This window comes from Bacillus sp. 9.4 (assembly GCF_055486415.1).
On sequence record NZ_JBVFMU010000005.1, the window covers coordinates 1 to 13,629 of the forward strand.

The window sequence follows — 13,629 nt, forward strand, 5'->3', positions numbered from 1 at the left end:
GCTGACAGATACTAATCGATCGAGGACTTAACCATATTTTTGAATGATGTCACACCTGTTATCTAGTTTTGAGAGAACACTCTCAATTTGTTTGGTGGCGATAGCGAAGAGGTCACACCCGTTCCCATACCGAACACGGAAGTTAAGCTCTTCAGCGCCGATGGTAGTCGGGGGTTTCCCCCTGTGAGAGTAGGACGCCGCCAAGCAAGCTTAAACCCAGCTCATTGAGCTGGGTTTTTTATTTTATATCTGTGCTGAGTTGCTTTCGGCAGTATTCATTTTATCAAGCTTCTGCTTTTTAAAGTTTTCTAATACTTTTGAATTCCAATACAATCCCCAGCATGATCAACATGAGAGTCATAAATAATCAAAATGCAGTTTGAACGGGAGACTCATCCAGAATCCATCCGACTGCAATTGGCAGGGTAGTGCCGCCAATCCATTGGCAGCGAGCAGCATGCCTGTCGTTTGTTCTGTTTTTCCATGATAAAATTGATTGGTGACAATTAAGATAATGGCGAACATGCCGGCCATAAATAAGTCCTAAGAAAAAACTAAGAATAATCCCTGCAAAAGCTGTTTTATTGATTGCCAAAATACAGAGTTAAATGAGGCCGCTCATATTTATCAGCCTGAGATAATGATGATAGGTTATTTTTTCGGAAACCGGCTCGGGTTGCCAAATGAGAGAAAAGATATTACTGTCATTAAAACGATTCTTGGTTTCATCCGGATATGATAAAATGTCTCAGACTATATTTGAGCCATTTTTTTCTTCAGCAATCATCTTGCGTAATTGATAAAAATTTATTATGATACTCTTTGTATGACAACTCCTTGCCTCAATACAATATACTCAACGTTTCCCCGTTTTCTCCGGTCGTTTTTCTTTTCATTTTCTCCCGTAAAATAAAAAAAGCTCCCAATACAATAGATATGGTGCGGATTTATTTTTTACTAAAAAGGAGTCGTTATATTTGAATAATAGTTTTACATTAAAACAGCAATGGTTCGGGAATATCCGAAAAGACATTCTTGCTGGCATTTTAGTTGCGTTAGCGTTAATACCTGAAGCGATTGGCTTTTCTATTATAGCCGGTGTGGATCCGATGGTCGGTCTTTATGCGTCATTTTGTATAGCCATTATTATTTCTATTTTTGGCGGCAGACCTGGCATGATTTCAGCTGCGACAGGCTCAATGGCAGTCGTTATGGTGTCGCTGGTTGCTGATCATGGGCTTCAGTATTTATTTGCGGCTACGATTTTGACTGGCATTATTCAAGTGATTTTAGGTATCAGTAAAATTGCAAGATTAATGAAATTCATCCCGCGTTCTGTGATGATCGGGTTTGTGAATGCGCTGGCGATCCTTATCTTCTCTGCGCAGCTTCCCCAGTTTGAAGGTGCTTCTTGGAGCATGTATGCGATGCTTGTCGGGTCGTTGGTTATTATTTATGTGCTGCCAAGGTTTACGACTGCTGTTCCGTCTCCGCTTGTGGCGATTATTGTGATGACAATTATTGCGGTCACTTTCCATGTGGATGTGCGGACGGTTGGTGATATGGGCAATATTTCTAGTTCATTGCCTCATTTCTTAATCCCTGATGTTCCGTTTACCTTTGAAACACTGCAAATTATTTTTCCTTATTCAATTGCTTTAGCGTTTGTCGGGTTGCTTGAATCTTTGCTGACAGCGCAGATTATTGATGAAATGACGGATACGGACAGTGATAAAAATAAAGAGAGCCGCGGACAGGGAATTGCGAATATCGTGACTGGATTCTTTGGCGGAATGGCAGGCTGCGCTATGATCGGACAATCTGTCATTAATACAAAAGCGGGCGGTCGCGGACGTTTGTCAGCATTTGTTGCCGGTGCTTTTCTGATGTTTTTAATTGCGGTGTTAAGTCATGTCGTGGTGAAAATCCCAATGGCGGCGTTAGTAGCTGTAATGGTTATGGTGTCTGTCGGCACTTTTGATTGGTCTTCTTTAAAAGGTCTCAAAAAAGCGCCGCTCACGGACTCGATTGTCATGGTTGTGACTGTGGTTACGGTTGTTGTGACGGATGACTTATCTAAGGGTGTATTTGTCGGTGTTCTTTTAAGTGCCGTGTTCTTTGTAGCAAAAATCTCGAAGCTGAAAATCGTTTCTCATGCAGAGGATCAAAAGCTTAGAACGTATCAAGTGAAGGGGCAAATCTTTTTTGCGTCAGTGACTGATCTTACGAATGCGTTTATATATCAAGAGGATATTGAGCGGGTTGTGATTGACTTAACTGAAGCTCACGTATGGGACGATTCTGGTGCGGCCGCACTTGATAAGATTGTTGCGAAGTTTAAGGAACAAGGCATTGAAGCTGAGTTAAAAGGTTTGAATAAAGCGAGTAAATCTCTAATGAAACAGATGGCATAAAATAGAGAAGCCCAGATTAATGAGATCTGGGCTTTTTTATATAACATACACTTAAGCAGCATTGATATAATAGAGAGAAGAGAAATTTTAAATAGGGGACTTGCATATGATGCTTCAAAAGCTGAACCGTGTATTGGGGAGAGTGATGCCGCTGTTGACGCCGACTAGTGTGGTGCTGGGCGTGCTGCTGTCTCAGTTTTTAAATGGGTATGAATGGGCTGTGCCTTGGATCTTTGCTTTTATTACGTTTGCAGGCAGTTTGAGCGCGAACTTTCAATCTTTGAGACATGCATTGTCTCACCCTCTCCCTATGATTCTTGCACTATTCGTTCTTCATATTTTCATGCCGCTTTTTGCTTGGGGCAGCGGCCATCTTATATTTAAAGGTGATCCTTTGACGATTACCGGTTTAACATTGGCTGTTGTGATTCCTACGGGGATTACAAGCTTGATTTGGGCAGCGATGTACAAAGGGAATGTCGGTTTGACACTTTCGATTATTTTAGTTGATACTGTGCTGTCACCGCTAATCGTACCGCTGAGTCTTTCATTGCTGGCCGGCGCTCAGGTTCACATGGATGTGTGGGGAATGATGAAAGGTCTGATTGTAATGGTCGTGATTCCTTCTTTTTTGGGCATGCTGTTTAATCAGATGTCATCTCCAGAAAGAACTGCGTCTGTGAGCAGTGCGCTGTCGCCTTTTTCAAAGCTTTGCTTGATGGCAGTGATTGCGATTAACAGTTCAGCGATTGCTCCTTATTTCAAATCCATTGATTTGAGATTTGCAGGAATAGCTGTAACGGTATTCTTTATCGCGTTAACAGGCTATGCCGCTGCTTGGCTGATCGGAAAAATGATGAAAAGGCGGCAAGAGGAAATAGTCTCTCTTATATTTACGGGAGGCATGAGGAATATTAGTGCCGGCGCAGTTCTTGCCGTTACGTTCTTCCCGTCTCAGGTTGCCGTTCCTGTTGTGATCGGCATGCTGTTTCAGCAGATATTGGCTGCTTTGTTTGGCTATATGCTGAATCGTTTTGAATTAAAACCAATGTTGCAGAAAGCATAAAAAAACCGCTCATAGGGTTGAGCGGTTTTTTCCGTATAGCCATTCGAGCGCGTTGATGAACTGTTTGCAGAAATACTTGCGGTGGTGCACCGCTCCTTTTTCAATTGAAAGATACAACTGGTCTTCAGTGAAGCCTTTTTCTTTTAGACTTTGATGAACTTGCTTTGTTTTTTTCAGCATATATCGCTGAATGGATTGTTTTTCACGGCCTTCTTCACTCCCGACAGACATGAAAACACGTGCAGTGCCGGGCTTTAAAGAAGATATATGAATGGTTTCCGCTGCGTTCTCGTACCAGTATGAACCTGATATAGAGCCTATTTTCCCGAACATTGACGGATATTTTAATATGGCGAACATTGAGATGAGGCCGCCTAATGAGGCACCGATCATTCCTCTTGACTGCGGTTCCCTGGTGACGTTCCAGTTTTCTTCGATTAGCGGAATGAACTGGTTCGTTATATCAGACAGATAGTGATATCCCATTCCGCCGAAGTCCGTGAACCGATCACTGAGTGATGCAGCCGGCCATGGGGTGTATTCATCAAGCCGGTTTTCGGGTTCGATACCGATCAGCACGAGTTCAGGGAGCCTTTGCTGTTGAAATGCGCTTTCTAATAATTCGATTTGGTTTTGGAACAAAGAACTGCCATCCTGCACGTAAACAGCAGGAAATCCCCCGCTGTCTGTGCTGTAGGAAGGAGGGAGGTACAGCGTGAACCTCCTGTTGCCGGCTTTGTGTTCTGAAAGAGATCCTTTCAAGCATTCTCCCCCTTTTTTTGCTTGAAAAGCAGATATAAGAAATAAGGAACTCCGAGGATCGCCAAAATGATGCCTGCGGGCACTTCTGCGGGCTGAAAAAACAGTTTTCCAGCAAAGTCTGCGCTTATCACAAGAAGCATCCCGATTAAACCGCTCAGTGGCAGGATATAGCGATGTTCGACGCCAGCCAGTCTCCGTGAGATATGGGGAGCAATTAAGCCGACAAACGCCATGCTTCCCGCTACGGAGACACAGGCGCTGATGATTGCTACACAGGCAACGAGCAGGATGGTTTTTTCTTTATTTGATGAAATGCCGAGGCTTCTGACTGTGTCTTCATCAAAACGAATGGTGTCGAGCAGGCGGGATTTGCCGATAAGAATCGGTATAAACAGCAGCATCCATGGGAGAACGGCTGTGATATACATCCAGTTGGCAGACCAGATGCTTCCGTTTTTCCACACCATGGCCATTTGATAGTCTTGCGGGTCCATTTTTAAAGATAAAAACAAAGACAGGGCGCTGAATCCTGAATTGATCGCAATCCCTACCAGAATAATTCTTCCTGAATCTAAATTGCCTCTGTGCCATGCAAATATGTAAATCAGGATCGCCGCGATGAGTCCGCCTATCAATCCAAAGAGCGGCATTCCCATCGCTACAGCTATGGATGTCACTTCCTTCTGGCCTTGGAATAAGAGCATAAACGCTACAATGCCAGCTCCCGCCCCTGCGTTGATTCCGAGAATTCCAGGGTCAGCAAGCCCGTTTCTCGTGATGGCCTGGATAACAGCGCCTGCAATGCCAAGACCGAGTCCAATAATAGCAGCCATGACAACCCGCGGCAGTCTTAAATCGAACAGCAAAATTTCATACTGCGGATTCGGGTCGATTTGAAAAAGAGTGGAGAGCAGCTCAGCAGGACGAACAGAAAATGATCCGCTCGTTAAGCTGAAATAGCTGACAACAAGAATCAAAGCGATGAACAATGCATATTTTTTAGCCATTTTGCTCCCCTCCTTTTCGTTTAATTAAATAAAGGAAGAAAGGTACGCCGATAATGGATGTTACGACCTCAATCGGTGTTTCAAACGGATAGTTGATAAATCTGCTTGCGAGATCACACAGGGTTAAAAAGATTCCGCCCAAAATACAGGAACACGGAATCAGCCTGCTGTAATCAGAGCCGACGAGAAATCTCGTGATATGCGGAACAACCAACCCGACAAACGCAATTTTTCCGGCCAGCGCTACGGCACTGCCGGTTAGAATGATGACGGAAAGCATCGCCATGATTTTAATGGTTTTTTTCTTTTGCCCCAGGCTTTTAGAAATGTCGTCCCCTAATGATACAGCGGTTACCTTTTTGCTGAGAGAAATGGCCATTATAATGCCAATCAGGAAAAACGGAGCGGCAAGCTTCAGGAAATCCGGACTCATTTGATGAAGTCTGGCACTGTACCAGAAACTGAGATCCTGAGAAATTTGAAAATAAATCGACATGGCCGCTGATAAGCTGCTGAGCAGCATGCTTGTGACTGTGCCGATGATGGCGAGCTGCACGGGGGTAAATCCGTTTGGCATCATGGCGGCAAGGCCGAATACTAACACCGCTCCTAACGCTGAGCCGATAAAAGAGTATATCATCATTTCAATCGAAGATGATTGCGGGAGCAGAACCATGCAAAGCGTAATGATAAACGCTGAACCATCTGAAACACCCATAATGGATGGCGAAGCTAAATAATTGCGCGTAATGCCCTGCATAAGCGCTCCAGAAACAGCAAGGGCTGCCCCTATGAGCAGAGCGCCGGCAGCCCTTGGAATCCGGGAGTGCCATATAATTTGATGGTCTGTGTTTCCCGGATCGAAATGAATAAGAGATGTAAAAACAATATCTGTGCTAAGATGCTTTGCCCCATAAAGGATTGAAAGCAAAAGCGACAGCGTTATAGCAAATGGAGAAGTAATCAATATGATACGTGTCCACTGTTTTGAATACATACAAAAACCTACTCTGAATTAGTTTTGTGTCAATTTTTCAGCAGCCGCTTTCAGGAAACGGACTTTGCTCCAAGCTGTGCCGCCTTGTGCGAGAGGGTCCACTGAGTTGACATACACATGGTCTTCTTTGACTGCTTTAAGGCTTTTCCAGATTGGATTTTTCTCTAAATCTTTTAAGGCATCAGGTTTGTCTGCATTTTCATCATCAGAAAATTGGACGAAAATATGGTCTGGGTTCATTTCACTTAATTTTTCTAATGAAATAAGCTCTTGCGCTTTTGCAGCTTTTACTTCATTCGGCGCCTTAAGGCCTAAATCACCATATAGTGTGGAGTTGAAATACACCTGTTCAGGGTAAATGTAAATATTGCCTTGTCTGATTCTGATGACAAGCGCTTTTGAATCTTTCGCTTTATCGTTGATTTTTGTTTTTGTTTCATTTAGATCCTGTTCATAGTCTGCAATAATTTTCTTAGCTTTTTTCTCTTTTCCAGTCAGCTGGGCAAGCAGCATCATGTTTTCCTTCCAGTTTGAAGAGATATGAGAAACTGGGATCGTCGTGCCTGCTGTGCTGATTTTTTGCAGCGTTTTTTCCGGAAACTTTGTTGAAGCTAGGATAACATCTGGCTTCATTTCAAGAATCTTTTCAATATTTGGCTCCATTTTTTCTCCGGTTGGTTCGGCTTTATCAGTAATGTCTTTGAACATATCAGGGAATTTGCCGGAGAATGAAATTGCGCCTTGCGGATGAACGTCAAGCAATTTCGCGTCTTCCATTGATTCAACGCTTCCCGTAATGGCGATTTTGTCTGTCGGTACAGTTACTTCATATGTTTTATCAAGGTATTCAATTTTCTTTTTCTCAGATGCTGTGCCGCTTGCCTTGCTGGCAGTTGATTCATTTTTGCTGCCGCAAGCTGCCGCTGTCAGCGCGAGAAGCAAGATTAATAAGGTAAGAGATATCTTTTTCATCTATAGAGCCCCCTGTTCAATTGATAACTATTATCAATTGGAATTATAGAGAATGAACAGATATAACACCATGGACAAATTCCTGATTTATCATGGATAATCTCCGGATAGTAAAGAAACAGTTTGCTGAACGATGCGTTCGTGCCCGCAAGCTGAGTATTCATTCCACGGATCAAGGGATAGAAGATAAACACGGTTATTCTGTACCGCGCTTAGGTTTTGCCATGCTTCTGTCTGCTGTAATTGCTGGTAGTAAGCTATGGTCTCCGGCTCTTTAAAAAGAAAAAGCATCATACAGTCAGCTTGGTAATTTGCGATATTTTCTAACGAAATCGCTTGTTCTGAAGGTGTGTCAGCCGTTGTTGCCGAGCTGAATCCTAAATCCCCAAAGAAAACTTCGCGGACACTTCGGTTATGAGCCAGATAGAAGTTTTGCTTATGCAGCCTCAAAAAGAGAAAACGCAGCCCTTGAACGTGCTGAAGTGTTTTTTTGGCGGCTGTTGTCTGCTGGTCATAATCCGCTAGCCACTTTTCTGCTTCGGACTCCTCCTTTAAAAATGAGGCAGTTTGCAGAAAGTGGGTTCTCCAGCTTTCTTCTGAAGGAAGGTACATGACTTCTGCGATGCGATTCAGGCGATCTTTTTCTTCTGGAGAAATAGAATCCATGCTGACAATCACATCTGGTTCTGCCTGTGATAACGTGTACAGGTTTTCTTCCCACTTTTCATTAAACCGGTATGCACTGAGCTGGACGGGTATATCTGTCGAATAATGCTGATAGTAGTAAGACGTCCATTTCGGATGCAGAGCGGCCGCAAAAGGTATGTGGTGAAGAGGGATGAGATGGCCCATTGTGCCCCTTCCGTATGCGGCGATTTTCTTTCGGCGTTTTTTCATATAGCTTGTAGGTGAACAGCCTGTATATTTTTTAAAGGTTCTGCTGAAATAAAATTCATCTTGATAACCGGTTTGGTGTGCGATTTCTTTCAATTTGCAGTTTGATTTTGCCATGAGCCGTTTTGCCTTTGTGATTCGTGTTTTCGTAATAAATTCTGTTACGCTCTGTCCTGTCCATTTTTTAAAGCTTTCACTGTAGTGTTTGGCACTGATTCCTGCCATTTGCGACAGCTGGGCAAGCGTGATTTTTGTATCGGCATGGGTTTCGATATAGTGTTTTGTTTTTTCGATTGCTGAATGTGTATCCGTTTGATCAGATAAACTGGCAGTAAAAAGGTCATAAATCAGGCTTTGTATTTCAATCCCACATTTTAGCTGAGAAAGCTGAGACGATTCATTCCATAGTGCGGCAAGCTCTTGAAGCCGGACTGCAAGATTTTCGATATGTGAAACATTCATAAGCTTCAGGTTGGCTAATTCCGATTCTGTGCACGGTGTGAAAATATCTTGCCCGGTTTCCTTGATATAGCTTTGAAGCCTGATTATACAGGCACCTATATGTCCATCGGCTGCTGGCGTAAAGCCAAAGGTCTCGTTAGGCGGACAAACATAAAGTGTCTTTTTTTGCAGAGGATTGGTGTTTGTTCCGATCGAAATATAGCCGTTTCCTTTTAAATGAAAAATCAGCACGAATGAATCGGCTAACTGCTGTTCTGAGAAGAGATCACTTGTCTTTTTTAGATATTCAATTTGTACTGGTTGATAAATCACTGCATTTTGCACGAGTAGACCACCTTTTCAGAAGCATTCAATTGATAATCATTTTCAATAAAAATTGTACCAAATAAATGAAAGTTTTCCTATATAAAGCGGGTGGTTTTTTAGTATGAAAAAAACCCTTACTTATGTGTAAAAGTAAGGGTCTTTCGTTCGGTAAGAATATGTTACACGTGTAACATACGATGCTTACGTTCTAATAAATGAGATATTTTTTTCTTGTTTTGCTGAATTGTTGGAGTGTTTTTTCATAGCTGTTTATGATGTTCTCAATCGAAGTTCCATTTTTAATTTTTGTCCTGATCCAGCCGTTGCCTGCCAGTTTATCGAATGAACCTGTTGACAGGAACTCAAAATCCTCAGGATAGAGATCGTGTATGGTTTTAATGACTGAAAGACCCGTTTTAACGGCTTCAAACTTATCTCTGTCTGTCACATAGAGCTGCACACCGTGGCAAAGCGTTCCTTGATGTTTAGAAAACGTCGGTGTGAAGGATGCTGCCCTAAATGTAACGCCCGGCAAATGGAGGCTGTTTAATGTTTCTTCAAGTTCTGTGCTTTTGATAAAGGGAGCTCCGATCAATTCGAATGGCTTTGTTGTCCCTCGCCCTTCGGATATATTTGTTCCTTCAATCAGCCCGGTTGCAGGATAAACAAATGTGCTTTCCACCGTCGGCATGTTAGGCGAAGGGAGGACGAAAGGCAATCGGGTATCGTCAAAATCCATTTTTCGCTTCCAGTGTTTCATTTTTACCACTGTAAGATCGGCATCAATACTAAATTCTTTGTTGAACAGTAAAGCCAATTCGCCTATCGTCATCCCATGCTTCAATGGAATGGGATACAATCCGACAAATGAGGCGTATTCAGGTTCTAAGATTGGTCCTTCAATATGATTCCCGCCTTGAGGATTCGGACGGTCCAGCACCATAAATGGAATGCCGTTTTCTTTAGCGGCTTCCATTGCGTATGCCATTGTATAAATGTACGTGTAGAAACGGGTCCCGACATCCTGAATGTCAAACATTAGAATATCGACATTTTTCAGCATTTCTGGAGTCGGTTTTTTCGTTTTTCCGTAGAGGCTGTATACGGGAACCCCGGTTTTTTCGTCAATGTAAGAGCCTACTTCGTCTCCAGCCTGGGCGTCACCGCGGACGCCGTGTTCAGGGCCGAATAAAGCTGTCAGTTTGATATCTGGGTTCTCGTAAAGAATATCGACACTGCTTTTCAGAGATGCGTTTACTCCGGTTGGATTGGTGATCAGTCCGATGCGTTTTCCCTTGAGCTGTTTTTTATAGTCTGGCAAGAGCGTGTCTATCCCAGTCTGGACTTTAGGTTTTTTAGCCGTTTGATTCTTTGAATCGGGTGAAGCAGAGGCAGCGGTTATCGTTCCGAACATCATGAGCCCTGTCAGAAAAGCGAATATTGTTTTTCTCATGTGTCCCTCCTTATTAAAGCGGTTTTCCCGTTTTGATATTTAATCCGTAGCCATATGGATAAAGGGTGTCCCCCGGGTTCGTGACTGATGGGATGTCAACTGGAAGTGTGCCTTTAGGTTTTGCCTGGCCGAAAATCGCCATCACTCCGGCCGGAATATTAGGTTGAAGATAACGGCCATTTGCGTATCCTTTAAAGCCATAGACTGCAATCAGTGCCTTTGCTTCTTCGAAATTGGCTGCATCATAGGGGTTGCGCAGGCTCATTAAGACAAATGGTTTGTTGTGCTGCAGTGCGGCTTTCATGACAGCTCTCGGAAACACGGTGGCCCATTTGCTTGAATCTGATATTGTGTCGTCGATGACACCGTCGTTGACGACAGGGTCATTTTTGACGACATAGGAGCCGGTTATGATATAATCAGCCTTTTTTACTTGTTTTGCATGCTCGGCATTAAATACTTGGTTGGCAAAATTCATTTTGTCGACAGATACGGGTTTGATTTTCTTTCGCTTGATGAGATCGTGAATGGTTTGTTCGATTGAAGCAGTTTGTTCTTCGTAAGGTGCCACAATTAAGATGTGGCTGCCTTTTTTAGGCTTGAACGGCAAAGTGTGCTGTTCATTTTTTAATACAGTTACTGCTTTTTCAGCTATTTTTTTCTCTGCTTTCAGGTGCTGCTTGCTTCCTACGATTTTTTGGGCTTTGGCTATTTTTTCTTTTGTACTGTCGCTGTTTCGCGCTGGATACATGCCGCGTTTTATTTTCAGGGAAATGATTCTTTCAACTGATTTGTTGATTTGTTGTTCAGGAATATCCCCGTTTTTTATGGTTTCTTTTAAAGCTTGAATGACACGTGCGAATTTCTGTTCTTCTTTCATTGAAGTGACTGAGGCTGGCATTAATGCAATATCGACACCAGCTTTAACAGCCATGACCACAGCCTCTTCCTGTCCGAAATGATCTGCAATTGCCTTCATATTGAGCGCATCGGTAACGATGACCCCATTAAAGCCCATTTCCTGACGAAGAAGACCTGTCATCACTTTTTGCGAAAGTGTAGCTGGAACCAGAATGTCCGATCCATCGAGTTTGCTTTTGTATGTGGTGTCGTCGAAGGCAGGGAATTGAACATGGGCTGTCATCACCATATCAGCACCAGCATCAATTGCTTTTTGAAAAGGATAAAGCTCGACTTCGCGAAGCCGTTCTTGGTTATGGGAAACTAGCGGCAGTCCATAATGGCTGTCAACGTCCGTGTCTCCATGTCCCGGGAAATGTTTGAGGGCAGACGCGATATCCTGCCGCTGCAACCCTTTCATCGTGTATAAACCGAGGCGTGATGTCAGTTCTCGGTTGGAGCTGAATGACCGTACGCCGATTACAGGATTATTAGGATTATTGTTAATGTCCACGACAGGGCTGAAATCTGTATTGATGCCTAAGGCAGAGAGCTCTTTCCCGATGATGCTGCCGGTCTGATACGCATTGATTCTGCTTCTGGCTGCGCCCAGCGCCATATTCCCTGGGAAATTAGTGCCCTCCCCTAACCGCGTTACAATGCCGCCTTCCTGATCAATACTCAGCATGAGCGGGATTTTTGGACTTGCCTTTTGGTAATCGTCTGTCAGTTGGACAGTTTGTTTTGTTGTTTTTACATTTTCTGCAAAAAGGATGATGCCTCCGAATTGATATTTCTTGACGAGGCTGGCGACTTCATCATTCATTTCTGTAAGGGCTTGCGGAGAGGACTCGCCTTCCTTTTGCCAATTTCTAAAATCAGGCATCAGCATCTGGCCGAGTTTTTCATCTAACGACATACGATTGACAATCTGATTGGCATCGATTGAACGTTTGGATGCAGAGGCTTCTGTCTGTCTGGCCCCGAAAAAGCATGAAAGAAAGAGAACGGCTGAAAGGATAAGCGGAAAGACAGGTCTCATAGAAACTTCCTCCTATCGTCTAATCATTCACTCCATCGCTTCATAAATCGCGGTTATAACACTTCCATAACTGCCTGTTGCAAATTGATCACCCTCAAAGACGTTTGGATTTTCTTCCTGATCAATAACTGGTGTATGCTTTTTATTTGTTAACAATGCGATGCCTAAATTGTATGCTGGATCAATAATTGTAACTGTCCCTGTCCAGCCGGTATGCCCGTAAGCATTTTCACTGGCATGAGGGCCAAACATCCATTCCATGCTTTTACTTCCGTTCCGCCTCCAGCCAAGAGCGAATGTCGGGTCTGTTGCTGAAGGTGCTGTAAACAGGTCGGCTGTTTTCTGATCAAATAAAGAAATGTTTCGGTATGAACCTTTGTTTAACATGACTTGCAGCAGTATGGCCATATCATCTGCATTTGAGAACAATCCGGCATGCCCAGACACGCCATCCATTGAGTAAAACGCTTTTTCGTCATGCACCTCTCCTTGCAGCGTGTTTGTGCGGATGTTAGGGAATTGAATAACGCCGTCACGTGTATTGCCCATTCGTTCAGTAGCTGCGAACTGTTTCGGTTTAAAGCCCTTTTGCAGCGGATTGTACAAGGTATGCTTCAGCCTGAGCGGTTTGTAGAGCTCTTGCTCCGTGTAGACATCAAGCGGTTTGCCAGTGAGTTTTTCGACAATACACCCAAGTAGCATATATCCAATGTCACTGTATACGTGTTTTGTCCCGGTTTGATAATCGAGCGGAATTTTCGTCAAATATTCAATCGTTTTGTCCCGTTCTTGGGAATAGTACTTGCCGGCTTTTTCCGGCGTGTAAAAGTAAAAGCTTGATGGGAGCCCTGATTGGTGCTGGAGGACATCAATGACACGTATCTTGTCTTTTCCTTTTATGAGGTCACCCGGCTGATCCTTGAAACCCGGCAAATATGCAGAAACTTTTTCATAGACATCAAGTTTTCCTTGGCTGACTAAGCGCTGCAATGCAAAATTTGTTGCGTACGTTTTTGTATTTGAGGCTAAGTCAAACATCGTGCGGGTTTTCATTTTGGCCGGACGGCGCAGCAGTTCTGACCCTTCGTACTTTTTACTGTAGCCGTATGCTGCTTTTTTTATGATGCGTCCATCCTTCACCACCACAAGAACGGCGCCTGGAAATCCTGCTGCAATATCCCGTTCTATCATCTGATCTACCTTCTTTAGCTTCTTCGTCGAGAATTGTGCAGTTTCTGCATTTATGGTTTTCGGCTCAACCAAGTTGTCTGCTGTTTGTGCGAAGGTTTCATTTGGCGCGAATATCGATAGGGTTAAAATGGCACTGAATATGAACAGTGTCTTTGTTTTCACA

The 13,629-nt window shown here is 43.5% G+C and carries 11 protein-coding genes and 1 rRNA gene; 3 read left to right on the forward strand and 9 right to left on the reverse strand.

Going from position 1 to position 13,629, the window contains the following annotated elements; genetic code table 11:
- The first annotated feature begins 90 nt into the window (after nt 1-90).
- Nucleotides 91-206: ribosomal RNA gene (gene rrf, locus ACZ07B_RS17690) — 5S ribosomal RNA — on the forward strand.
- 151 nt (nt 207-357) lie between these two features.
- On the opposite strand, the gene ACZ07B_RS17695 is transcribed toward rrf, so the two are convergent.
- Nucleotides 358-534, reverse strand: coding sequence for a hypothetical protein (locus tag ACZ07B_RS17695; protein WP_249852470.1), 177 nt, complete (start codon nt 532-534; stop codon nt 358-360).
- A gap of 443 nt (nt 535-977) precedes the next feature.
- Here ACZ07B_RS17695 and ACZ07B_RS17700 point away from each other — a divergent pair, with 443 nt between their 5' ends.
- Both ACZ07B_RS17700 and ACZ07B_RS17705 read left to right on the forward strand, forming a co-directional pair.
- Nucleotides 978-2,414 carry a SulP family inorganic anion transporter gene (locus tag ACZ07B_RS17700; protein WP_464877491.1) on the forward strand — a complete coding sequence of 479 codons (1,437 nt, stop codon included), beginning with the start codon at nt 978-980 and terminating at the stop codon, nt 2,412-2,414.
- Nucleotides 2,415-2,559: 145 nt separating this feature from the next.
- On the forward strand, nt 2,560-3,480 hold the full coding sequence (locus tag ACZ07B_RS17705; protein WP_072557088.1) for a bile acid:sodium symporter family protein: 921 nt from the start codon (nt 2,560-2,562) through the stop codon (nt 3,478-3,480).
- 9 nt (nt 3,481-3,489) lie between these two features.
- Here the strand turns inward: ACZ07B_RS17705 and ACZ07B_RS17710 are convergent, their stop codons facing one another.
- The 8 genes from ACZ07B_RS17710 to amiE form a co-directional block, all read right to left on the reverse strand.
- On the reverse strand, nt 3,490-4,242 hold the full coding sequence (locus ACZ07B_RS17710; RefSeq protein ID WP_464877492.1) for an alpha/beta hydrolase: 753 nt from the start codon (nt 4,240-4,242) through the stop codon (nt 3,490-3,492).
- Nucleotides 4,239-5,249, reverse strand: a complete 1,011-nt coding sequence (gene feuC / locus ACZ07B_RS17715) for an iron ABC transporter permease FeuC (RefSeq protein WP_464877493.1) — start codon at nt 5,247-5,249, stop codon at nt 4,239-4,241. Before feuC ends, ACZ07B_RS17710 begins: the two co-directional genes overlap by 4 nt.
- The gene (locus ACZ07B_RS17720) at nt 5,242-6,246 is read right to left on the reverse strand and encodes a FecCD family ABC transporter permease (protein WP_015715127.1); all 1,005 of its coding nucleotides are present in this window, start codon (nt 6,244-6,246) and stop codon (nt 5,242-5,244) included. Before ACZ07B_RS17720 ends, feuC begins: the two co-directional genes overlap by 8 nt.
- Nucleotides 6,247-6,264: 18 nt before the next feature.
- Nucleotides 6,265-7,218 (reverse strand): iron ABC transporter substrate-binding protein FeuA, encoded by a 954-nt coding sequence (gene feuA / locus ACZ07B_RS17725; protein WP_282627572.1) that lies wholly within the window; start codon nt 7,216-7,218, stop codon nt 6,265-6,267.
- Nucleotides 7,219-7,308: 90 nt separating this feature from the next.
- Nucleotides 7,309-8,898, reverse strand: a complete 1,590-nt coding sequence (btr, locus tag ACZ07B_RS17730; RefSeq protein WP_464877494.1) for a bacillibactin transport transcriptional regulator Btr — start codon at nt 8,896-8,898, stop codon at nt 7,309-7,311.
- A gap of 190 nt (nt 8,899-9,088) precedes the next feature.
- Nucleotides 9,089-10,333 carry an exo-beta-N-acetylmuramidase NamZ family protein gene (locus tag ACZ07B_RS17735; RefSeq protein ID WP_070548397.1) on the reverse strand — a complete coding sequence of 415 codons (1,245 nt, stop codon included), beginning with the start codon at nt 10,331-10,333 and terminating at the stop codon, nt 9,089-9,091.
- A gap of 13 nt (nt 10,334-10,346) precedes the next feature.
- Nucleotides 10,347-12,275, reverse strand: coding sequence for a beta-N-acetylhexosaminidase (gene nagZ, locus ACZ07B_RS17740; RefSeq protein WP_464877495.1), 1,929 nt, complete (start codon nt 12,273-12,275; stop codon nt 10,347-10,349).
- A gap of 27 nt (nt 12,276-12,302) precedes the next feature.
- Nucleotides 12,303-13,628 carry an N-acetylmuramoyl-L-alanine amidase gene (gene amiE / locus ACZ07B_RS17745; RefSeq protein ID WP_464877496.1) on the reverse strand — a complete coding sequence of 442 codons (1,326 nt, stop codon included), beginning with the start codon at nt 13,626-13,628 and terminating at the stop codon, nt 12,303-12,305.
- Between the last annotated feature and the right edge of the window lies 1 nt (nt 13,629).